24 protein-coding genes and 1 pseudogene are annotated in these 21,245 nt (G+C 68.2%); 15 read left to right on the top strand and 10 right to left on the bottom strand.

The window, feature by feature from the left end; all coding sequences use genetic code 11:
* Positions 1 to 113: 113 nt before the first annotated feature.
* Positions 114 to 743, bottom strand: coding sequence for a hypothetical protein (locus tag QZ609_RS07980; protein WP_295493012.1), 630 nt, complete (start codon positions 741 to 743; stop codon positions 114 to 116).
* Between the two features lie 205 nt (positions 744 to 948).
* Between QZ609_RS07980 and QZ609_RS07985 the strand changes: the two genes are divergently transcribed.
* From QZ609_RS07985 to QZ609_RS08010, 7 genes and pseudogenes are all read left to right on the top strand, one after another.
* Positions 949 to 1,716 carry a hypothetical protein gene (locus QZ609_RS07985; protein WP_295493014.1) on the top strand — a complete coding sequence of 256 codons (768 nt, stop codon included), beginning with the start codon at positions 949 to 951 and terminating at the stop codon, positions 1,714 to 1,716.
* A gap of 34 nt (positions 1,717 to 1,750) precedes the next feature.
* Complete coding sequence (locus tag QZ609_RS07990; RefSeq protein ID WP_295493017.1) at positions 1,751 to 2,416, top strand: response regulator transcription factor; 666 nt, start codon at positions 1,751 to 1,753, stop codon at positions 2,414 to 2,416.
* Positions 2,392 to 3,756, top strand: a complete 1,365-nt coding sequence (locus QZ609_RS07995; protein ID WP_295493020.1) for an ATP-binding protein — start codon at positions 2,392 to 2,394, stop codon at positions 3,754 to 3,756. Before QZ609_RS07990 ends, QZ609_RS07995 begins: the two co-directional genes overlap by 25 nt.
* Before the next feature lie 105 nt (positions 3,757 to 3,861).
* A pseudogene (locus QZ609_RS26750) lies at positions 3,862 to 4,035 on the top strand (argininosuccinate lyase); the annotation flags it as partial.
* Between the two features lie 134 nt (positions 4,036 to 4,169).
* Complete coding sequence (locus tag QZ609_RS08000; protein WP_295493023.1) at positions 4,170 to 4,949, top strand: basic amino acid ABC transporter substrate-binding protein; 780 nt, start codon at positions 4,170 to 4,172, stop codon at positions 4,947 to 4,949.
* A gap of 37 nt (positions 4,950 to 4,986) precedes the next feature.
* A complete protein-coding gene (locus tag QZ609_RS08005; RefSeq protein WP_295493105.1) occupies positions 4,987 to 5,739 on the top strand; it encodes an amino acid ABC transporter permease in 753 nt (250 codons plus the stop codon).
* Positions 5,726 to 6,448 (top strand): amino acid ABC transporter ATP-binding protein, encoded by a 723-nt coding sequence (locus QZ609_RS08010; RefSeq protein ID WP_295493026.1) that lies wholly within the window; start codon positions 5,726 to 5,728, stop codon positions 6,446 to 6,448. Before QZ609_RS08005 ends, QZ609_RS08010 begins: the two co-directional genes overlap by 14 nt.
* 84 nt (positions 6,449 to 6,532) lie before the next feature.
* On the opposite strand, the gene QZ609_RS08015 is transcribed toward QZ609_RS08010, so the two are convergent.
* The 4 genes from QZ609_RS08015 to QZ609_RS08030 form a co-directional block, all read right to left on the bottom strand.
* On the bottom strand, positions 6,533 to 7,387 hold the full coding sequence (locus QZ609_RS08015; RefSeq protein WP_295493029.1) for a DMT family transporter: 855 nt from the start codon (positions 7,385 to 7,387) through the stop codon (positions 6,533 to 6,535).
* Positions 7,388 to 7,796: 409 nt separating this feature from the next.
* Positions 7,797 to 8,474 (bottom strand): response regulator transcription factor, encoded by a 678-nt coding sequence (locus QZ609_RS08020; protein ID WP_295493032.1) that lies wholly within the window; start codon positions 8,472 to 8,474, stop codon positions 7,797 to 7,799.
* A 19-nt stretch (positions 8,475 to 8,493) separates the two neighbouring features.
* Complete coding sequence (locus QZ609_RS08025) at positions 8,494 to 9,432, bottom strand: S1C family serine protease (protein WP_295493034.1); 939 nt, start codon at positions 9,430 to 9,432, stop codon at positions 8,494 to 8,496.
* Positions 9,433 to 9,602: 170 nt separating this feature from the next.
* The gene (locus QZ609_RS08030) at positions 9,603 to 9,932 is read right to left on the bottom strand and encodes a hypothetical protein (RefSeq protein ID WP_295493037.1); all 330 of its coding nucleotides are present in this window, start codon (positions 9,930 to 9,932) and stop codon (positions 9,603 to 9,605) included.
* A 509-nt stretch (positions 9,933 to 10,441) separates the two neighbouring features.
* Here QZ609_RS08030 and QZ609_RS08035 point away from each other — a divergent pair.
* On the top strand, positions 10,442 to 10,777 hold the full coding sequence (locus QZ609_RS08035) for a hypothetical protein (RefSeq protein ID WP_295493040.1): 336 nt from the start codon (positions 10,442 to 10,444) through the stop codon (positions 10,775 to 10,777).
* A gap of 75 nt (positions 10,778 to 10,852) precedes the next feature.
* Here QZ609_RS08035 and QZ609_RS08040 read toward each other — a convergent pair whose 3' ends face one another.
* Positions 10,853 to 11,368, bottom strand: coding sequence for a sigma-70 family RNA polymerase sigma factor (locus tag QZ609_RS08040; RefSeq protein WP_295493043.1), 516 nt, complete (start codon positions 11,366 to 11,368; stop codon positions 10,853 to 10,855).
* Between the two features lie 4 nt (positions 11,369 to 11,372).
* Complete coding sequence (locus tag QZ609_RS08045) at positions 11,373 to 11,597, bottom strand: YgaP-like transmembrane domain (RefSeq protein WP_295493045.1); 225 nt, start codon at positions 11,595 to 11,597, stop codon at positions 11,373 to 11,375.
* 272 nt (positions 11,598 to 11,869) lie between these two features.
* On the opposite strand from QZ609_RS08045, the gene QZ609_RS08050 reads away from it, so the two are divergent.
* Entirely contained in the window at positions 11,870 to 13,135 is a 1,266-nt protein-coding gene (locus QZ609_RS08050; protein ID WP_295493047.1) for an MFS transporter, read from the top strand.
* Between the two features lie 3 nt (positions 13,136 to 13,138).
* Here the strand turns inward: QZ609_RS08050 and QZ609_RS08055 are convergent, their stop codons facing one another.
* The 3 genes from QZ609_RS08055 to QZ609_RS08065 form a co-directional block, all read right to left on the bottom strand.
* The gene (locus tag QZ609_RS08055; RefSeq protein ID WP_295493049.1) at positions 13,139 to 13,558 is read right to left on the bottom strand and encodes an SRPBCC family protein; all 420 of its coding nucleotides are present in this window, start codon (positions 13,556 to 13,558) and stop codon (positions 13,139 to 13,141) included.
* Between the two features lie 89 nt (positions 13,559 to 13,647).
* Positions 13,648 to 14,862, bottom strand: a complete 1,215-nt coding sequence (locus tag QZ609_RS08060) for an NnrS family protein (protein ID WP_295493051.1) — start codon at positions 14,860 to 14,862, stop codon at positions 13,648 to 13,650.
* Between the two features lie 12 nt (positions 14,863 to 14,874).
* The gene (locus QZ609_RS08065) at positions 14,875 to 16,080 is read right to left on the bottom strand and encodes a globin domain-containing protein (RefSeq protein WP_295493053.1); all 1,206 of its coding nucleotides are present in this window, start codon (positions 16,078 to 16,080) and stop codon (positions 14,875 to 14,877) included.
* Positions 16,081 to 16,627: 547 nt separating this feature from the next.
* Here QZ609_RS08065 and QZ609_RS08070 point away from each other — a divergent pair.
* The 6 genes from QZ609_RS08070 to QZ609_RS08095 are packed head-to-tail and all read left to right on the top strand — an operon-like array spanning position 16,628 to position 21,233.
* Complete coding sequence (locus QZ609_RS08070; RefSeq protein WP_295493055.1) at positions 16,628 to 18,214, top strand: cbb3-type cytochrome c oxidase subunit I; 1,587 nt, start codon at positions 16,628 to 16,630, stop codon at positions 18,212 to 18,214.
* 2 nt (positions 18,215 to 18,216) lie between these two features.
* Entirely contained in the window at positions 18,217 to 18,822 is a 606-nt protein-coding gene (locus QZ609_RS08075; RefSeq protein ID WP_295493057.1) for a cbb3-type cytochrome c oxidase subunit II, read from the top strand.
* Positions 18,823 to 18,832: 10 nt separating this feature from the next.
* Complete coding sequence (locus QZ609_RS08080) at positions 18,833 to 19,435, top strand: cytochrome c (protein ID WP_295493059.1); 603 nt, start codon at positions 18,833 to 18,835, stop codon at positions 19,433 to 19,435.
* Between the two features lie 10 nt (positions 19,436 to 19,445).
* Positions 19,446 to 20,084 (top strand): SCO family protein, encoded by a 639-nt coding sequence (locus QZ609_RS08085; protein WP_295493062.1) that lies wholly within the window; start codon positions 19,446 to 19,448, stop codon positions 20,082 to 20,084.
* Positions 20,081 to 20,701, top strand: a complete 621-nt coding sequence (locus QZ609_RS08090; protein ID WP_295493064.1) for a hypothetical protein — start codon at positions 20,081 to 20,083, stop codon at positions 20,699 to 20,701. The genes QZ609_RS08085 and QZ609_RS08090 overlap by 4 nt, the downstream gene beginning before the upstream one ends.
* Before the next feature lie 49 nt (positions 20,702 to 20,750).
* Positions 20,751 to 21,233, top strand: coding sequence for an Rrf2 family transcriptional regulator (locus tag QZ609_RS08095; protein WP_295493067.1), 483 nt, complete (start codon positions 20,751 to 20,753; stop codon positions 21,231 to 21,233).
* Positions 21,234 to 21,245 lie beyond the last annotated feature (12 nt).

Genomic DNA, 21,245 nt, shown 5'->3' on the forward strand with positions numbered 1-21,245 from the left:
ACAAAGAAAGTGAGTCAGCCCCGGCAGGGGATGAAACCAGGGATGCACCACCAACAACAAAACCCACCCTCGCAGGGCGGCGCCATAACCACGGCACAGCAGAAATCCCCCCCTCAACACTGCCAGAGAAATTTCACCTGACCAGGATGCTGCCCACATTGGAAGAGGTAGGCGCAACCGCTGCCAAAGTTCATCGCGGTATGAGCGTCGGGGCCTTCCTCCAGCTGCACAGCCAAGCGCATGGGCGCGCCGCAGGCCGGGCAGGCAGGGGTCTCATCGGCCTGCAGCCACAACGGCATACCGTACAGCTGGCCCAACACCTGCCGACCCGGACTGCCAGTGCGCTCGCACCACTGGCGCCGCGCGGCTTCGTAGTCTTCCGCATCCTGCACCTCGGTGCGGGCACCGTAGGTGGTCTCGCGCAGGGTCAGCCCCTCGGCGGGCGGCTCGGCCAACACCAGCCGCGTACCCGCCACAAACAGGGCGCAGTTGCCACCACCGTCGGGCGCCCATTCATCGCAGCAGCCAGGATCGTTCTGGCACATGAACATCAGCAGCAACCCAGCCGGGTGCTCGGCCGTGGCACCCACCCCAATCTGTCCCTGAAACTGCATCGGCTGCTTGCACGTGGCGCAGCAGGGCCACACAAACTGCCCATCGGCCGGCACCAGCGGCCGCCCGCCAAACCGTGTTTGCACCACGTGCTCGTCGGGTGCGGACGTGTTCAACAGCAGCGTCACCATGGCAGCTCCTTGGGTGGGGAGGAAGGGAGGACGACAGCCAGCTTGATCGCGGTATTGTGCCCGATCCCCTTGCCGGGCAAACCCGGGCGTTGCGCGTGACGCCAGCGGCGCCCGATGCCTGGCCGCCACACCCTATGGCCGTCCTAAGTCTGCCCCCACAGACTGCTGCGCAAGCTCCCGCCATCCCCCTTTTTGGAGGCTCCGCATGCCCACCACGACATCCCGCCCCCTGAGCAAACTTCCCGAGATCACCCTGGCGTTCTGGGTCATGAAGATCTGCGCCACCACGCTGGGCGAGACCGCCGGCGATCTGCTGTCGATGACGCTCAAGGTCGGCTATGCGGCCAGCTCCCTGCTGCTGCTCGGCATCTTCTGCATCACGCTGGGCGCGCAACTGCGCAGCAAGACCTACAACCCGCTGCTGTACTGGGCGGTGATCCTTTCCACCAGCACGGCCGGCACCACGCTGTCGGACTTCATGGACCGCACGCTCGGCCTGGGCTATGCCACCGGCTCGGCCATCCTCGCGAGCCTGCTGTGCGCGGTGCTGGTGTACTGGAAGCTGAGCCAGAAATCGCTGTCGATCGCGCACGTGCGCAGCGGCAAGCAGGAGCTGCTGTACTGGGGCGCCATCCTCGTCTCCAACACGCTGGGCACGGCACTGGGCGACTTCTTGGCCGACTCCTCCGGGCTGGGCTTTGCCGGCGGGGCGCTGCTGATCGCGGGCCTGATCGCGCTGATCGTGGCGGCGTATTATCTGACCGGCATTTCGCGCGTGGCGCTGTTCTGGATGGCCTTCGTGCTGACGCGGCCGCTGGGCGCCACGGCGGGCGACCTGCTGACCAAGCCCGTCGCCGCGGGCGGCATGAACCTGGGCACGGCGGGGGCGTCGGCGGTGCTGCTGATGATCCTGCTCATCACCATCGGCTACACCAGCTGGCAGGCGCGGCGCGTGACCATGCAATCCGCTTGAGCGCGGTGCTACCCAAGAACCCACCGGAGACCGGATGCGAGTCCTGCTCGTCGAAGACGACCCGATGATCGGCGCGGCCGTGGAAGCCGCGCTGCGCGACGCCGCCTATGCGGTGGACTGGGTGCGCAACGGCCAGACCGCGCTGGATGTGACCGGGCACCAGCACTACGACGCGATCCTGCTCGACCTCGGCCTGCCGGGCAAGGACGGCCACGCGGTGCTCGGCGCACTGCGCGCGCGCAACAACCCGGTGCCGGTGCTGATCCTGACCGCGCGCGACGCGGTGGACGAGCGCGTGCGCGGCCTGGATGGCGGCGCGGACGACTACGTGCTCAAACCCTTCGAGATGGTGGAGCTGCTGGCGCGCATGCGCGCGGTGCTGCGCCGCAAGGGTGGAGCCGCCAGCCCGGTGCTCTCCAACGGCGTGCTGTCGCTCGACCCCGCCGCACACGAGGTGCGCGTGGGCGACGGCGAGCCGGTGCGCCTGTCCTCGCGCGAGTTCGCCCTGCTGCAGGCGCTGATGATGCGCCCCGGCGCCATCCTCTCGCGCACCGAGCTGGAAGAGCGCATCTACGGCTGGGGCCACGAGGTGGCCAGCAACGCGGTCGAATTCCTCATCCATGCGCTGCGCAAGAAGCTCGGCGCGGAAGCAATCAAGAACATCAGGGGCGTGGGATGGATGGTGTCCAAGGGCGGGTGAGGGCTGACTCGGCAACGTCCGTGCAACGGCGGCTGTCGCTGTGGCTGTCCGTGATCATCATTGGCGTGGCGGTGCTGGCGGGGGGCTTTGCGTTTGTCTCCGCCTTTAGCGAAGCGCACGAGCTGCAGGACGACGTGCTGCGTCAGGTGGGGGCGATGTTCGACCCCGAGCACCTGCCCGCCATGCCCGGCACGGTGGCCGACATGCCTCACATGGCCGATGAGGAATCGCGTGTGACCGTGCAACTGCTGGCGCCGCCGGGCACCGGTCCGGCAATGGCAGCACTCCCGCACATGCCGGCGTTTCCCGCCACGCTCCAGGACGGCATGCAGACCGCCACCGTGGGCAAGCGCGACTACCGCATCTGGGTCCGCACGCTTGCCAACGGCCAGCGCATCGCCGTGGCACAGGATACCGCCGTGCGCAACGAGATCGCCTACGACGGCGCGCTGCGCACGCTCACGCCATTCCTGATCCTGGTGCCGATCCTGCTGATAGCGGTGGCCGACGTGCTGCGCAAGATGTTCGCGCCCGTCAGGCGGCTCTCGCACGAGGTGGACCAGCGCGACGAGCGCCAGCTGCACGCCATCGCGCCCGAGGTGGCGCCTGAAGAGGTGCGCCCCTTCATCGTCGCCATCAACCGGCTGCTGGCGCGTGTGGCGCAATCGGTGGAGGCGCAGCATCGCTTCGTGGCCGATGCCGCGCACGAGCTGCGCACGCCGCTGACCGCGTTGTCGCTGCAGGCCGAGCGGCTGGGGCAGGCGCCCATGTCGGCGGAGGCGCAGGCGCGGCTGACCACGCTGCGCGAAGGCATCGAGCGCAGCCGCACGCTGCTGGAGCAGTTGCTGACGCTGGCCCGCGCCCAGGCCGCCACCGGCGCACCGGAGGGCACGGTGAGCGTGCAGCGCGTGTTCCGCAGCGTGCTGGAAGACCTGATGCCGCTCGCCGAAGCCAAGCGCCTGGACCTGGGCGTCACCACCGAGGCCGACGCCCGCGTGCATGCCAATGAGATCGACCTGTTCGTCATCGTGCGCAACCTGGTCGACAACGCCATCCGCTACACGCCGGACGGCGGCAGCATCGACCTCGCCATCGACACCGCCGGGCGCGTGGCGAGCATCGCCGTGCAGGACAGCGGGCCGGGCATCCCGGCGGAGGAACGCGCGCGCGTGTTCGACCCGTTCTACCGCGTGCTCGGCAACGACACCACGGGCTCGGGGCTGGGGCTGTCGATCGTCAGTACGCTGGTGCAGCGCCTGGGCGGGGAGGTGGTGCTGGAAGAGGCCATCGACGGGGCAAGCGGGTTGCGGGTGACGGTGCGGCTGCCGCTGGCGGGGTAGGACGCCCGCTCGCGGCTGCCGAGCAAGCTGGTGCACGGCCTCGACAACACCGGCGTCACGATCTTGGCGCCACAGACCTCGATGTAGCGATCTTCTACAGCCACCGACATGGCCGGCGGTCTCGTTGGCCGTGGCCGGCCATCGCGAGAGGCGCATCCTGCCGTTGCCGCGGTCGCGAAACCTGCCGGCAGGGGCGGGCCGATGCCCCATAATCCGCCGCTTGACGCGCTTCAGCGTTTTTGCAAATCATGCGAGGCGCACGTGTGCGCGGTGCTGTCGGTCGATGGCTCGGCCCACGCCGGAGAGCCTGTCGGCGGCACCACTGGGCGCCGCGCTCTGCAGGCCACTGAAGACGTCCGTCAACGGCTCGCTTGCCAAACAATGACAACCTCACAACCGAGGAAGAGGAAACCATGTCGATCAAATCCATCGTCTGCCAATCGCTTTGCGCCTTGTCGCTGTGCCTGGGCGGCGCCGCTCACGCGGCGGATGCCCCGACGTATGTCGTGGGCGCGGGTGGCACCTACCGCCCGTTCGAGTTCGAGAACGCGAAGAAGGAGCTGGTCGGCTTCGACATCGACCTGATCAAGGCCATCGCACAGGCGAGCGGCTTCAAGGTCAAGCTGGTGAGCACGCCGTGGGAGGGCATCTTTGCCACGCTCAACAATGGCGACCGCGACATCATCGTCTCGGGCATCACCATCACCGACAAGCGCGCGCAGATGGTCGACTTCTCCCTGCCGTACTTTCCCGCTGAGCAAGTGATCATCGTGTCGCCGTCCACCAAGGTGGCGGGCCTGGCCGATCTGAAGCCGTTGAAGGTCGGGGTCGTGAACTCCAGCGCGGGGGATACCGCGGTGTCCGAAGTCATTGGCAAGAACAGCACGTCCATCCGCCGCTTCGACAACACCCCGCTGATGCTCGAAGAGCTGTTCCGTGGCGGCATCGACGCGGCCGTGGGCGATATCGGCGTGATCAAGTTCTACAACAAGAACCACCCCGAGAAGAACTTCAAGCTGGTGGGCGATGCGAAATTCACGCGCCAGTACTTCGGCATCGCCGTGCAGAAGGGCAACAAGCCGCTGCTGGACAAGATCAACAGCGGCCTGCGCAAGGTCTATACGGACGGCACCTATGCGCGCATCTACAAGGAATGGTTCGACGACGCCGTTCCCAAGCTGCCGCAGCAATAAGGTGAGCCTCGTTCAATAGATCCAGAGGTTGTCCACCATGGCTTCACCTTTCCAATGGGAAATCATCTCGGAGTACGCGCCCTTGTTTGTCGAGGGCACCTGGATGACGATCAAGGCCGCCGTGCTGTGCGTGATCGCCGGCACGCTGATCGGCCTGGTGCTGGGCGTTGGGCGCATTGCCGAGGCACGCCACGGCCCGGCCAAATACCTGCTGCGCTATGGCGTGCAATATCCGGTCCGCTTTTACGTGAGCTTCTTCCGGGGCACGCCGCTGTTCGTCCAGATCTTGCTGATCCACTTCGCGCTGATGCCCTTGTTGATCAATCCGAACGGGGGGCTGCTGGTCAGCGGCGATCTGGCCCGGGAACTGCGATCGACCTATGGGGCCTTCATGTCCGCAGTCCTGGCCATCTCATTGAACTCTGGCGCGTACGTCTCAGAGATCTTCCGGGCTGGCATTCAGTCGATCGACCGCGGCCAGACCGAAGCGGCGCGCTCGCTCGGCATGACGTACATGAAGGCGCTGCGCAAGGTGGTGCTGCCGCAGGCCTTCCGGCGCATGCTGCCGCCGCTGGGTAACAACGCCATCGCCATTGTCAAAGACTCCTCGTTGGCCTCGGCGATCGGCCTGGCCGAGCTGGCCTACGCGGCCCGCACGGTGTCCGGCGCCTACGCCCGCTACTGGGAGCCCTATCTCACGATCTCCGCCATCTATTGGGTGATTACCCTCGCCTTGTCGGCACTCGTTCAACATCTTGAAAAGAGGTACGGAAAAGGTGATTCGCGTTAAGAATCTTCAGAAGCAGTACGGCGACATCCACGTACTGCGCGGCATTGATTGCGAAATCGCCGAGGGCGAGGTGGTGTGCGTGATCGGCCCGTCCGGTTCGGGCAAGAGCACCTTTCTGCGGTGCCTGAACGGGCTGGAGGAAGCGACGGGCGGAGACATCGTGGTCAACGGGATGGCGGTCAGTGATCCGCGTACCGATCTGAACACGCTGCGAACCGGCGTGGGCATGGTCTTCCAGCGCTTCAACCTGTTCCCGCACATGTCGGTGCTGGACAACGTGGTGTTGGCGCCGATGCAGGTGAAAGGCACGTCGCGGCAGGATGCCGTGCTCGCTGCGGAGCGCCTGTTGAAGAAGGTGGGGCTGCTCGACAAGATTGATGCGTTTCCGAGCCAACTGTCGGGCGGACAGCAACAGCGTGTGGCGATTGCCCGCGCCCTCGCCATGGGGCCTCGGGTCATGCTGTTCGATGAACCCACCTCGGCGTTGGATCCTGAACTGGTTGGCGAGGTCCTGGAGGTCATGAAGTCCCTGGCCACGGAAGGCATGACCATGGTGGTCGTGACGCACGAAATGGCCTTCGCCCGTGAGGTCTCCAATCGCGTGCTCTTCATCGATCAGGGGGTCATCATGGAGCAGGGCCCGCCAGCGCAGATTTTTGGCAGCCCAACCAACGAGCGCACCCGAGACTTTCTGCGCAAGGTGTTGTGATTTGCGGCCCGCGCGTGTGAGCGGGCCTTGATGAAGCGCCCCCGGGGACGTGCCGCGGGGGCTGCTTGCGTAACCCGCCAGGCGCTAACGCCGCGCGCGGAACACCACCGCCAGCCCCAGCAGGATCATCCCCATCCCCGCCATCGCCACCGGCGACAGGCGATGGCCCAGTACCACATCATCGAGCAGCGCCGTCACCACGGGCACGAGATAGAACAGGCTCGTCACGTTGACGAGATTGCCGCGCTGCATGAGCCGATAGAACAGCAACTGCGCGCCCACCGATATCACCACGCCCATCCACAGCAGTGCCACGATGCCCGGCACGCTGGGCACGAACGCCACCGGCTGCGCGGCGGCGAACCCGGTGCACAGCACGAGGCTGACGGCATTCTGCAGCGGCAGCACATCGATCGGCGCCTGGTTCAGCCGCTTCTGGCCGATGGCGCCCACGGTCATACAGGCCAGCGCGGCCAGCGCATAGGCAAGCCCAGCCAGCGGCACCTGCTGCGCGCTGGCGCCGCCCACCACCAGTGACAGGCCCGCCAGGGCCAGCACCAGCCCCGCCATCCGCCGCGCAGACCACGTGCGCTCCGTCACCAGCAGCGTCAGCAGCGGCTGCACGCCGAGCACCGTCGCCAGCAGCCCGGGCGTGAGGCCCCGGTCCAGCGACAGCAGGTAGCAGATCGCATAACCGCCAGTCAGCAGCGCGCCGGTGGCCGCCACCTGCAGGCGCGTACCCGGCGCGGGCAACCAGCGCCCGCGCCGCCACCCCAGCAACGCCAGCACCAGCGAGGCCAGCGCAAAGCGCCCCACCAGAAACGCGAACGCCGGGACATGCTGCACCCCGATCTCCGCGAAGATCGCGCCGCTGCTCCACAGCAGCACAAAGAGAACCGTCGCGCCGGACCCTGCCAGCGCGGCTTGCATAGAACGCATACCACTCACCTGTCGAAAAGGAATGTCGGGTTCCGGCGCGCGAGCGAACGCCCGCCTCGGGAACAAGCCCGAGCCTGGTTCAGGTCAACCGGAAACGAAGCGGCTGGAGATCAGCCGAGGGCCGGGGTGCACGGCGGCGGCGGCGCGCCGACCATGCCGCGGCCCGGAGGGGCGACAGGTGGAGGGAAGGGCCCGGGCTGCACGCACACGTCATCCACGCGGGCGCGATGGCCAGGGGCGAGGAGGGCGGGATGGAGTCGGGGCATGGATGCGGTGAAAAGGAAATCGCCGAATGGCGTTGCGGCAGGTTAGCGGGGTTGGGGGTGCGATGCAAGTCCGCTCCGGACACCACGCGCCAGACCAGGGCATGCAGGTCGAGCACCTGCGCCAGCAACGGCCCGATGTCGAACTACACCATGATAAGGCCGTGTCGCATGCCCTGCATGACGGCCTCGGTGCGGCTGTTTGCGCCGAGCTTGCCGAAAATGGAGGCGAGGTGGAACTTCACGGTGTTGTCCGAGATGTCGAGCTGGCGCGCGATCTCCTTGTTGCCAAGCCCTTCGGCGAGCATGGTCAGCACTTCAATCTCGCGTGGCGTGAGCGTTTCGACAAGCGCCGCGGATGCCATCTGGCGAGGCGCCTGGCGCTGCGCTAGCAGCCGGGCGAGGATCTCCGGCGACAGCACGCAAAGGCCCGCCGCCACCGCCTCGATCGCGGCGATGATCTCTCCGGGCGTCGCGCCGCGCGGCAGCAGTGCCGTGGCGCCGCCTGCCAACGCCTCATGGACCCAGTCGCCGTCCGCCTCGTCCGTGAGCAGGGCGAGCGCCGGCGTTCCGGGATCGCGGTTCACCTGCAGCGCCAGCCACTCGCCGGCCTCCCCGGCCTGCGGCTCCAGGTCAACCAAGACCACATCCGGCAATTCGCCGGCAAAGCAGTCGGCGACCGCCGCAGCGTCGGCCGCGCTGCCTGCGAATTCCAGCGCCGGCGCGGCATCGACCAACGCCTGCAGGCTTGCGCGCGCTTGCGGCGAGGCGGCGATGACGGCGACCCTGACCGGGCTCAGCTGTGTCATCTCGGCGTCCGACATGCGGCGGCTCGCAAGAAGCTCAGCGGCACGAATGCCGCGGCTGGCGCTCGCCCACCGTGACCGAGCACTCGTGGCGCTCGCCGCCGCGGATCAGCCCGATCTTCAACACCTGTCCGATACGGTCGCCGCCCAGCGCGGCATGCACGTCGTCCATGTCGCGGCACGGCTTGCCGTCGAGTTCGATCAGCACATCCCCGATCAGCACCCCGGCTTGCTCCGCGGGCCCACCTGCGGCGAGCGACACCACCAGCAAGCCGCGCTCGGAAGCCAGATTCAGTTTCGTGACCCACGCCTGCGACAGGTTCACCGTCTGCGTGCCCACGCCAAGGTAGCCATGCGACACACGTCCCTTTCTGAGCAGTTCGTCGCTCACGCGCGCCACGGTCATGGCCGGGATCAGGATGCCGGCGCCAGGCGCGAGCGCCGAGGTGCACAGGCCCATGACCCGCCCCTGCATATCCGCCAGCGCCGCGCCGGAGAAACCGGGGCGCAGGCCGCCGTCCAGCCGCACGAAGGCATCGAACTGGCCGCCTCGCCAGGTGCGCCATGGACCGCCGGCCGTGCCGACGACGCCGAAATCCGCACTGGAGCCGAGCCGGTCCACGCGCGCCACCGCGAGCACCAGGTGGCCCGCTTTGAGGGCGCGCGCATCGCCGGTCTCGACCGGGTTCAGCGCCACGCCGTCGAGCTTCAGTACAGCCAGGTCCGTGCCAAGGTCCCGTCCTGCCAGGACGGCCGGCACGGTACGGCCATCGGCCAAGGTCACTTCAATGCCGTCTTCGTGCCTGAGCGTATGCGCCGCCGTGACCACCACGCCGGGTTGCCAGATGACGCCACTGGAGGGAAAGCGGTGCCGCCCGTGCACCGCGACAACACTCTGGCCAACGCGCTCGGCGATAGCCGCCAGGTTGGCGGAAAGTTCCTGCAAGGGATTTCCGCTGGAGGTTGGGGTTTCCATGTGATGACTCCTGCCATTCGCTAGGTGAATCCATGCTTCGCGCGCCCGGCCAGCCCCCGGGGACGCGAGGCAGGCAAGCGGTGAAACGTGGAGTCACGATGACAGGCGCGCGACGGCCGCACACCACCCTAATGGGTAGCCTGCGCATTGGGCGGCTTGCGCGCCGAGGCTCAGTTTCCAATCGGTCCGGGCAGCGCCTTCAGCCCAATCCAGACCACCCCGATGACGACATTGACCGGCACGCTGAGCGCACTGGGCACGTAGAACAACGCAGACAGGCCGGGGGCTTTCAGGGCCAGCTCCACCACGCCACCCAGGGCATAGAGAAACACGCCGCACCAGAACCATCGCCGCATATAGGGCAGCAGCCAGTGGGCATGCGCCTGGTTGAAGCGCCAGGCCGCCGCCCGTTCGAATAGGTTGCCGCGGCTGGCGTCCTTGAACAGCCAGCCGTAGAAGAAGTAGCGGTACAGCAGGGTGCGAAAGGCGAGCTCTTGCATGATGACTCCTTCAGCCTCGCGCGCCTGGAGATCGCCTGGCGCATCGCCAGGCCCGCGTGGTGCGGCATGGGTCCGTGCTGCGCCGGCAGCGTCGCCGAGGCGCTGCATCGGCCGCGCACGACGCCGGCGTGCTCAGGTCCAGCGTAGCAAGGAATCGGCGTGTTCGAAGCCCCGTCGCACATTCCGGGGAGGCCGGAAGGGTCAGGCTGCTTCATATGGTGAAGGCCGTCGCCGGTTCACGTCGGGCATGCACCTGCGCGGTGCGGCGGCGGCATCCGGCGCTGCATCCGTTTCCACGCTGCCCGCGTATTTGCAACTACCGGGAGCGCCAAGCGCCTCCGGTCGGGAAACCGGGTGGGGCGAACAAATTTTTCGCAGGTGCGGTGTCAGTTCTGCGTCGATGCCGCGACCAACGGGTGGGAGCAAAGCCGGAAGACGGAAAACGGAAGGCAACGCTCCCATGAGACGCCACCCCCGGATGTCCAAGCCAACTGAACCAGGAGTTCATCATGCACACGCCTCTCTCCACCTCGATCACGCGTCGCCTGCCGCTGGCGCTGCTGGCAACGCTCGCGGCCTCGGCCGCACTGTTTGCGGCTCAGCCCGCAGCCGCCGCGCAAGCCAGTGCGGACCCGTACACACAAGGCCAAGGGCGCATCGATAAGACCGATCCCTTCACGCAAGGCGCGGACCGCAAGGCCGATACCTATGGCACCCTGTCGTGGAAGAACGATCGGTTCGACCCGTACGCCCAGGGTGCCGACCGTCAGTCCAGCGCGCGCGAGGTGTTCGCATGGCGCGGTGACACCGCGTACCCGACCGATTCGCGAGGCGCGCGCGCGTGAGGCAACCTCGCAGGGGAAGGGCAGGCCCGCCGTTCAGCGCAGGGCCGTCTTCCCACGCGATGCGCGGCAGCGCACTCACCCCAGCAGATACTCGCGCGTCAGCTGCCGCGCGCAATGCAGGCGGCTCTTCACCGCCGCGCGGCTCTCCTGCAGCTGTGCGGCAATCTCGCCGATCGTCATCTCGTTCAGATCGCGCAGCACGATGATCTCGCGGTAGTGCGGCGGCAGCGACTCCAGCGCGGCGGCCACGTCGTGGCGCAGGTCGTCGACCGGCTGGCGGACGAGCCACGCTTCCACCTTGTCGTCGTCCCACGGATCAGCCGAGAGCGCCTTGCGCGCCATGCGGTGACACTCGCGCCGCACGATGGCGAACAGCCAGCTCGAGAATGCTGCAGCGGCCCGTAGCGAACCCACCTTGCGCGACAGGATCAGCAGGCTCTCCTGAATGGCGTCGTCCACATCGGAGACCAGGCAGTTGCGCTGCGCATAGCGGCGGATGTCGGGCTGGCACGCGGCCAGCAGGCGCTCGATGGCCGCCACGTCACCCGCGCGGGCGGCATCGAGCAGGGGTTGGTGGCGGGCAAGGTCCATGGGCTCAGCGGCGGGGTTGCAGTCGGCGGCCGACCATCGCGCAGGCCGGGCAAAAGCCGACCAGACCCGACAGCCCGAGGCCAGCGCCAGCGGCGGCCAGCACCCAGTTCCACGGGGCGGCGGCCAGCATCAGCGCGCCGGCGACGGCGGCCAGCGCCAGGGCGATGCGCACGGCACGCTCCCAGTTCGGCACGTTTTTGACATACAGGGCAGACTTCAGCAGCGACATGATGTTCTCCTAGGATGGAACGACGACGGAAATGCGTCAGCCCCTAAGAGGCGCCCGGTTGCCAAATGGATTCGCGCCGACGAAAAAAAAGCCGTCAGCGCGACGTGACGCGCACATGATGGCCCCGCTCCAAGGCAGGTCTTGCATGATCCGGTTTGACATCGCGTGCCATGACAACTATCGTAAGATATGTTTTGAGATAAAACTGCTGCGAGCTGGATGACACTGGGCTGCTAGCCCCATCGATGACACGCAGCTCACACACGACCTCCATGCCTACCCTCGCCCCAACGCACGAGCGCCGCCTGCTCTGGCTGCTCGCGCTCACGCAGTTCACCGTCATCATGGATTTCATGGTGATGATGCCGCTTGGTCCGCAGATCATGCATACGTTTGGCATCGGCCCGGCGGCGTTCGCCACGGCGGTGTCGGTGTATTCGCTGTGCTCCGGCGCCTCCGGCCTCTTGGCCGCCACCTATGTGGACCGTTTTGACCGGCGCCGCCTGCTGCTGACGGTCTATGGCCTGTTCACACTCGCCAACCTGGCGTGCGCGCTGGCGAACAGCTATCCGTTGCTGCTGGCGGCGCGCGCCTTTGCCGGCCTCACGGGCGGCGTGCTCGGCTCGGTGGTCATGGCCATCCTGTCGGACGTGGTGCCGCCCGCACGGCGCGGCGCGGCCACCGGCGTGGTGATGTCGTCGTTTGCGCTGGCGGCCATGGCCGGCGTGCCGGTGGGCATCGCGCTGGGCGCGCACCTGGGCTGGTCGGCGCCGTTCGTCCTGCTGACCGGCATGACGGCGCTGATCTGGTTGGGCGCGCGGCACAGCGTGCCGTCGCTGACCGCGCACCTGAGCGGCACCAGCCAAACACTCGGCCAGATCCTCACGGACCTGTGGCAGTTGCTGACCAACCCGCGCCACCTGCGCGCCTTCCTGCTGACCTTCGTGATGATGGGCTCGCACATGCTGGTGATCCCGTTTATCTCGCCGGTGCTGGTGGCCAACCACGGCGTGGCGCCGCAGGATCTATCGTGGCTGTACGTGGCGGGCGGCGCGGCGTCGTTCTTCAGCTCGCGCGCGGTCGGCAGGCTGGCGGACCGCTACGGCCGCCGCCGCGTGTTCGTGGTCGCCGCGCTGCTGGCGTTCATTCCGGTGCTGGTGATGACGCACCTGCCCGACTGGCCTTACATCGGCCTGCTGCTGTTCTTCCCGTGCTTCATGGTGATCCTCTCCAGCCGCATGGTGCCGATGCAGGCACTGATGACCACCGTGCCGGCCCCGCAGGTGCGCGGCGCGTTCCTGTCGGCCAACAGCGCCGTCATGTCGGTGGGCACGGGCACGGGCGCCTGGGTGGGGGGCTTGCTGCTCGCCAACGGCGCGAACGGGCACATCGATGGCTACGGCCTCAACGGCTGGATTGCCGTGGCGGCGGGGCTGTTCTGCGTGTTCTGGGTGAGCCAGGTCAAGGGCTCGGATGCGCAAGGCGATCCGTCGATGCAGGCGCAAGGCCAGCCGCCTGCACAAGCGGAACGCGCCTAGGCGTCACCCCGCCTCCACCACCAGCTTCAACTTGGCCAGATCGCGCTGCACCCATTCGGCATCGGCCTCGAACTGCGCGTCGTCCATGCCGGGCAGCCAGAACAGCGTGAAGGCGACCGTGGTGCCAGTGCCGTTGCGCATGGCGCGCAGCGGCACGTAGACCACGGTGTCATCGGGCAGACGCACCCAGTGATCGGCAATGCCATAGGGGTTGGGCGGGCTGAAGCGCACGTAGGCCTGGCCCTGCGGCGCCTCGGCGACCCACTCGTTCGGCGCGGCACCCGCGCCCGGCGTGCCGGGCACGAGGCCGGCAGCCAGCCCGCTCGCCCAGGTGGGGAAATTCAGCGGCTCGGCCAGGAAGGCGGCCACCGCCTCCAAGGGCCGCTCGATGTTGGTGGTGAGCGTGCGGACAGGGTGCAGCATGGGGCCTCCGTGAACGGCAGCGTGCGCTGGTCGACGGAGTATAGGCAGCGCCCGCCCGGAGACTGCGTCTTCGCCCCGGCCTGGGCCGCTCAGCCGTCGCGGCCGTCCGCGCGGGGGGCCAGCAGGTAGGGCGTGTACTTCCAGAGGTAGGCCACGAACGCGGCCACCCACAGCGCCGACGCCGCACCAATCCACACCGCACGCGGCAGCAGGAACGGCCCGGCCACGCGCACCAGCGCCGCCAGCGCGATGGCCGCGTAGGCGAAGGTCTCGGCGCGGCCCGCGCGCAGCAGGCGACCGGTGTGGCCGAGTGCCGTGCGCGTGATCATGGCGACGATGGCGCCGCCGATGGCACCGACCGTGATCGCATGCAATGCGGTGGAGCGGTCGCCCCAGCCGAACTCCGCCGCCGCCAGCAGGCCGAAGCCGAGCGGCAGGAAGGCGTACGCCACATGCAGGATGGCGACGATGGGCGTGCGCAGCGTGCGCAGCGAATCCCAGCCCGACAGGCGCACCGCCTGCGCCACGGCGGCGAGCGCAAACACCGCCGCCACCAGCACGTTCTGCACCGGCAGCGCGAGGGCCACCACGGCGGTGGCCGTCAACGGCACGATGGCGCGCTCGGCCCACACCGTGCGGCGGATGCGCACGCCAGGGATGGCGTTGGTGGTGAACATCGGGATCACGCGCCCGCCCATCACCGTCACGAATACGGCGATCAACCCTGCCGCCGCATCCACGCAGCGCAGCGCCGCCAGCGGTGCCTCCAGCAGCAGCGCCGCGTGGAAGCCGGCATTGATGGTGCCCAGCACCAGCAGCGCCACGGCCAGGCCGTAGTTGCGCGTGCTCTTGGCGCGCCGCAGGATGCGCAGGAACAACGCGCCGCACAGCGGCAGGAAGGCCACGTCGACCGCCACGGCGGCCAGGCCCGGGCCCGTCCACATCAGCACACGCGCAGCCAGCCACAGTGCGGCCAGGCCAGCCAGCGTCGCGCCTTGCGGTGTTTGCAGCCCCGTCCAGTTCTTGCCCGCCGTGAACAGGAAGCCGACCACCACCGCCGCGCCAAAGCCGAACACCATCTCGTGCGCGTGCCAGAACAGCGGCGGCAGGGCCGGGCCATGTGCCGACGGCAGCCAACCCAGCTGCAGCCCCGCCCACGCCGCCACCCCCAGCACCGCCAGCACTGCGGCCAGCAGATAGAACGGTCGGAACCCGAGCGCGAAGACCGGCAGGCCGGTGTAGGGCACGCGGCTGGCCGGATCCGGCTGGCCGATGGTGAGCAGGGGCGACGGGTGGCGGGACATGATGACCTCAACTCAAAGGATGTCGTCCAGAAGGTCCGGACCGAAGACCTCCCGGTGGATGCGCGTGGCGGGCACGCCGTTGGCGAGCAGCGCCGCGCGCTGCGCCTGCATGAACGGCAGCGGACCGCACAGGTAGAAATCGGCATCGGCCGTGCTGTCATCGAGCAGCGCGTCGACCGACATGCGCCCCGGCGCGGCCGGGCGCGAGAGGAATTCCGCAGCTTCGCCCGATTCGAGGAACACATGCGCCGCGAAATCCGGCAGGGCCTGCGCGGCGCGCTCGAGGTCGTCCATGTGGGCGACGTGCGAAGCGGCACGGCCGGCATGGCTGAACACCACCTTGCGCCCGGCGCTCTGCTGCGCCAGCGCGTTGAGCGTGGCGATCATCGGGGTGATGCCGACGCCGGCCGACATCAGCACGATCGGGTTGTCGGTGGCGAGCTGCGGGGCGAAGTCGCCGTAGGGCTGGCTGACCAGCAGCACGTCGCCTTCGCGGGCGTGGTCGTGCAGCCAATTCGAGACGGTACCGGCAGGGCGGTCGGCGTCACCCGCGTCACGCTTGACCGAGATGCGCCAGGTGCGGCCGTTGGGCGCATCCGACAGGCTGTACTGGCGCTGCTGCAGCACGCCGGGCGCCAGCTCCACCTGCACCGAGATGTACTGCCCCGGCAGGAAATCGGCCAGCGCTGCATCGGTCACCGGAGCCAGCGTGAACGACACCACGTCTTCGGCCTGCTGGCGGCGCTCGACGATGCGCACCGGCTGGCGGTGGTCCGGGCCGCTTTGTGCGCGCTCGTACAGGCGAGTTTCGGCGGCGATCAGCTCGGCGGCCAGCAGCCAATACGCTTCGTCCCACGCGGCAATCAATTCGGGCGTGGCGGCCTCGCCCAGCACCTCGGCAATCGCGCCGAGCAGGTGGCGCGCCACGATCGGGTAGTGGCTCGGCTTGATGCCGACCGCCGCGTGCTTGTGCACGATGCGCCCGACCACCGGCGCCAGCGCGGCGTTGTTGCCATGGTTGGCCGCATAGGCAAACACGGCCGAGGCCAGCGACTGCTGCTGCGAGCCGTTGGCCTGGTTGCCCATGTTGAAGAGGTTGGTCAGCTCCGGGTGGCTGGCGAACATGTTGCGGTAGAAGGTCTGGGTGATGGTCAGGCCGTGCTCACGCAGCACGGGCACGCTCGCATCGATCAGGGGCTTGGCTTGTTCCGACAACATATTCTTTGCTCCAAAGGGGTATTTGACACACAACAAATAAATCGCATTTCGCGGCATCGACTTGGGGGCGTGTGCCGCAGCCATGTTCACCACATGGGATGCATGGATTCTATTAAACGTGCATTTGATATGCAACAAATGTAGACTGCGGCAAACCGGCGCATCGCCACACCACGCGACGCCCGTGCAGCAACGTTTCCACATGACGATGGGCAGTGTCATGCGCTTGCCACTGGCGCAGTCGATGCTTGCTTGTCGCCACTTGTGGCGCGTGCTATTCCTATAGGACGCATCGCCGCCACCCCGTGTGGCGAGCGATGCCGCCGGACCCGAGTGCCAGAACAGCAGAGCGCGCGGCCATGCCCGACCAGGCGTGGATCACGCACAGGTTTGCAACCGCCTCACCGGAGCCCCCATGCCGACGTCGCCTCACCTCACTCCCGGCGGACCGCCCCTCACGGCCACCTTCCCCGCCATGCTCGTCGCCGCCGGCCATCCCCGGCGCGGCTGATCCTCCAGACGCATCACGCCCGCCAAGGGGCCTGCCATGACTACTGTCTCGATACTGCTGAGTGCCTTCGTGCTCTCGGTGATCGCGCTCGCCGTGTTCATCTGGAGCATGCAGAAGGGCTTGTTCGACACATCGCCCGGCGCGGCGTCGGTCATCTTCAATACCGAGGCCCACGCGCCGGAAGACCCATCCGCCGCCGTCGACCCCGCCCACCCGCAAGACCTCTCGCGCGACGACGCGGATGAATCGTCCGCGCCGGTGGTGTTCCTGCTGCTGTGCTGCGCCATGGTGTGGCTGCTGGTGGCGTCGCTGGCGGGGCTCACGGCATCGATCAAGCTGCACGAGCCGGATCTGCTGGCTTACGTGCCGTGGCTGTCGTTCGGCCGCATCCGCACCATCCACCTGAACGCGGTGGCCTACGGCTGGGCACCGATGGCGGGGCTCGGCATCGCCATGTTCCTGCTGCCGCGCCTGCTCAAGACGCCGCTGGTGGGCGCGCGCTACGCGGTGGTCGGCGGGGTGCTGTGGAACGCGGGGCTGATCGCCGGGCTGGGCGCCATCGCGGTGGGCATCTCCGACGGGCTGGAGTGGCTGGAGATCCCGTGGCAGGTCGACCTGCTGATGGTGGCGGGCGGCGCGCTGGCCGCCATGCCGCTGGTGCTGACGCTGGTCAACCGCCGTGCCGAGCACCTGTACGTGTCGGTCTGGTACATGGGCTGCGCGCTGTTCTGGTTTCCGGTGCTGTTTCTGGTGGCGAACATCCCGGGGCTGCACTTCGGGGTGGAGCAGGCGACCATGAACTGGTGGTACGGCCACAACGTGCTGGGGCTGTTCTACACGCCGCTGGCGCTCGCCTCGGTCTACTACTTCCTGCCCAAGATCATCGGGCGGCCGGTGCAGTCGTACGGGCTGTCGCTGGTGGGCTTCTGGGCGCTGGCGTTCTTCTACGGGCAGGTGGGCGGCCACCACCTGGTGGGCGGGCCGGTGCCGGGCTGGCTGATCACGTTGTCGATCGTGCAGAGCATGATGATGCTGGTGCCGGTGATCGCCTTCTCGATCAACCAGCACCAGACGCTGCGCGGCAACTTCCACCGCCTGGTCGACTCGCCCACGCTGCGCTTCGTCACGCTGGGCGGGATGATGTACACGGTCAGCTCGATCCAGGGTTCGTTCGAGGCGCTGCGCTCGGTGAACGTGGTGACGCACTTCACGCACTTCACGGTGGGGCATGCGCACCTGGGGCTGTACGGCTTCGTGAGCCTGGTGTTCTTCGGCTCGATCTATTTCATCCTGCCGCGCGTGATCGGCCGTGAATGGCCGTACCGCTGGATGATCTACGGCCACTTCTGGCTGGCCACCCTCGGCATCGGCATCTACTTCGTCGCGCTCACCATCGGCGGCACGCTGCAGGGGCTGGCCATGCTGGATGCGACCAAGCCCTTCATGGATTCGGTGGCGGTGACGATCCCGTACCTGAAGGCCCGCTCGGTGGGCGGCGCGCTCATGGTGATCTCGCACCTGCTGTTCATCACCAACTTCGCGTGCGCGGTGCTGGGGGTCGGTCCGCATCGTGACCAGCCGGTGATGTTCCGCCGGGTTCGCACACCGGTGACGGGGGCCTGACCATGCAGAACGAAACCGCTTTGCTGACGGGCGGCATGACCATGCTGGCCATCGCCACCAGCGCGCTGGTCGTCATTCCCTACCTGCAGTTGCAGGACGTGAAGCCGACCGAAGGGCTCAAGCCCTATACCTCGGCGCAATTGCGCGGGCGCGAGGTGTACATCGCCAACGGCTGCATCTACTGCCATTCGCAGCAGCCACGCGATGCGGCGTTCGCGCCCGATGCCAAGCGCGGCTGGGGTCGCGTCTCGGTGCCGGGGGACTACTACTACGACCATCCGCACCTGCTCGGCACCATGCGCACCGGGCCGGACCTGCTCAACATCGGCGTGCGCCAGCCCAGCGCCGACTGGCATCTTGGCCACCTGTTCCAGCCGCGCGCCTACGTGCCGGGCAGCATCATGCCGAGCTACCCATACCTGTTCGAGGTGAAGGACGCGCCCGACCCCGGCGAGAAGCCCATCACGCTGCCCGAGGGCTACAAGCCGCCCGGCAAGGTGGTGGTGCCCACGCCGGCGGCGCTGGACCTGGTCGCCTACCTGCAATCGCTGAACCGGACCGGCCCAGTCCTGCCGGCGCCGCCGAAGCCAGCCGAAGCATCCAAGTAAGGGGGCGGACATGGACCCGAACCAAGACACCGACAAGCGCCACGCCGCCGCCGCCCGCGAGCGCGAGCACGAAGATCCGCACGAGGGCAGCAACCCGATCTCGCGCGCGGTGCTGATCCTGGCCGCCGGCCTCGCGGCCTGGGGCGCGTGGTACATCGCCACTGCCCCGATCGACCAGCCCGCCCGCCTGGGTGACCGCCGCACCGTCGCCGACCTGACCGCCAAGGCTGGCGGCGCGGATGGCGCCAGCATCTTCACGGCGCGCTGCGTGGCCTGCCACCAGGCCACGGGGATGGGCCTGCCCGGCGCCTTCCCGCCGCTGGCCGGCTCCGAGTGGGTCAACGGCGATGCGCACAAGGTCGCCTCGATCGTGCTGCGCGGCATCACCGGGCCGCTCACGGTCAAGGGCGCCCAGTTCAACGGTGCCATGCCGCCGTTCGCCGACCAGCTGAGCGACGCGGAGATCGCCGCCGTGCTCACTCACGTGCGCAGCCAGTGGGGCAACAGCACGCCGCCCATCACGCCGGACATCGTCGCCGAGACGCGCACCAAGACCGCCAGCATGACGGGCCCGTTTGCGGGCGAAGCCGCGCTGGGCAAGCCGGGTGGCTAGCGCAGGCTCCATGCCCGCGGCGCCGCGCGGCTGGGGGCCGGCGCTCGCGCTGGCAGCCGTCATGGTGATGGGCGTGGCGGGCTTCGCGCGACTGACGCAGGGCTTTGCGGTGTGGACGCTGGACGACCGCCGCGCCGAACGCGTGGCCGAACGCACGCTGCAGTTTCCTCCGGTCGAAATACGTGACCAGCAGGGTCAGCCCGCCACCCTGTTCACGCCCGGCCGCGCCGAGCCCGCGCGCATGCTGCTGGTCAGCTTCATCTACACGCGCTGCATGACCGTGTGCCGCGCGCTGGGCGCGGAGTTCACCCAACTGAAGCGGCGCATCACGGCCGACGGGCTGGCGGGCAAGGTCGGCCTGCTCTCGATCTCCATCGACCCGGCACGCGACGACACCCGCAGCCTGGCCGCCTACGCCGCCGACCAGCAGGCGCAGCTGCCCGGCTGGCGCATCGTCGCGCCCACTTCCGCCGCCACGCTGCAACACCTGCTGCGCACGCTCGACGTGGTGGCGATCCCCGACGGCCTGGGCGGCTTCGAGCACAACGGCGGCATCCACGTGGTCGATGCGCACGGCCGTGTGCTGGCGATCTACGACCTGGAGGCGTTCGAGCAGGCCTACGCGTTCGCGCAGGGGGCCGCACGATGAACCCTGCCCGCGCGCTCACGGTGTCCGGCCTGCGCGCCGATCCGCGCCATGCAGCCCGCATCGGCACGCTGCTGGCGGCGGTCGTGCTGGCCGTACCGCCACTGCGTGCGCTGGCTGAGGCATCGATGGCGCTGCAGATGCTGATCCTGCTGCCGCTGGTGTTTGCCTGCGGCTGGGGATTGCCCGCGTGGCTGGGCGGGGTGCGCCAGGCAAACCTTGCTGCGGCCACGCGACCTTACGCGCTGGCGCTGCAGACCTTCGCCACCTTCGCCACCAGCGTGTGGATGGTGCCGCTGGCGCTGGACCTGAGCCGACTCGACAGCACCGTCAACCTCGCCAAGTACGCACTCGTGCTGGCCGCCGGCACCGCCGCGCGGCTCGGCTGCCGGGGCGGCGCGTGGCCCGTCACGCTGTTCTTTGCCGGCAACTTCGTGTGGATGATGGTGACGGCCGGCGCGCTCTACCTGGACGCCGAGCGCCGCCTGTGCGGCAACTTCCTGCTGCGTGACCAGCAGATCGCCGGGGCGGGGCTGGTGGGGGGCGGGCTGCTGCTGGGTATCGCGCTTTGTCTGTGGGCGGCACATCATGCGACGCCGCAGGCCGGCACTTCCCGATAAGATGCGTCTATCGTGAATGTTTTGCGCGGCGGCCAGCCGCGCGCCCGCCATGCGACTGACCGACTACACCGACTACAGCCTGCGCACGCTGATCTACGTGGCCGTGCATCCGGGCGAACTCGTCACGATCCAGCGCATCGCCGATGCGTTCGACATTCCCAAGAACCACCTGATCAAGATCGTGCAGAAGCTCGGGCAGGATGGCTTCCTGCATACCGTGCGCGGGCGCGCGGGCGGCATCACGCTGGGCCGCCCGGCCGTCGAGATCAACGTGGGCGCGGTGGTGCGCGCCACCGAGCCCGACTTCAGCCTGGTCGAGTGCTTCCACGCCGAGGACAACCACTGCGTCATCACCCGCGTGTGCGGGCTGCGCGGGGTGCTGGCCTCTGCGCTGATGGCGTATTTCAACGTGCTCGACGGCTACACGCTGCAAGACCTGATCGGCAAACCCGGCGCCCTGAACCGTGTGCTGGATGCGGGCGTGGCGCTGCCGATGCCGCGCGCAGTCAAGGCAAAAGCACCGAAGGGCTGATTCCGGGCAATG

The organism is uncultured Ralstonia sp., assembly GCA_913056305.1.
Lineage (GTDB): Bacteria > Pseudomonadota > Gammaproteobacteria > Burkholderiales > Burkholderiaceae > Ralstonia.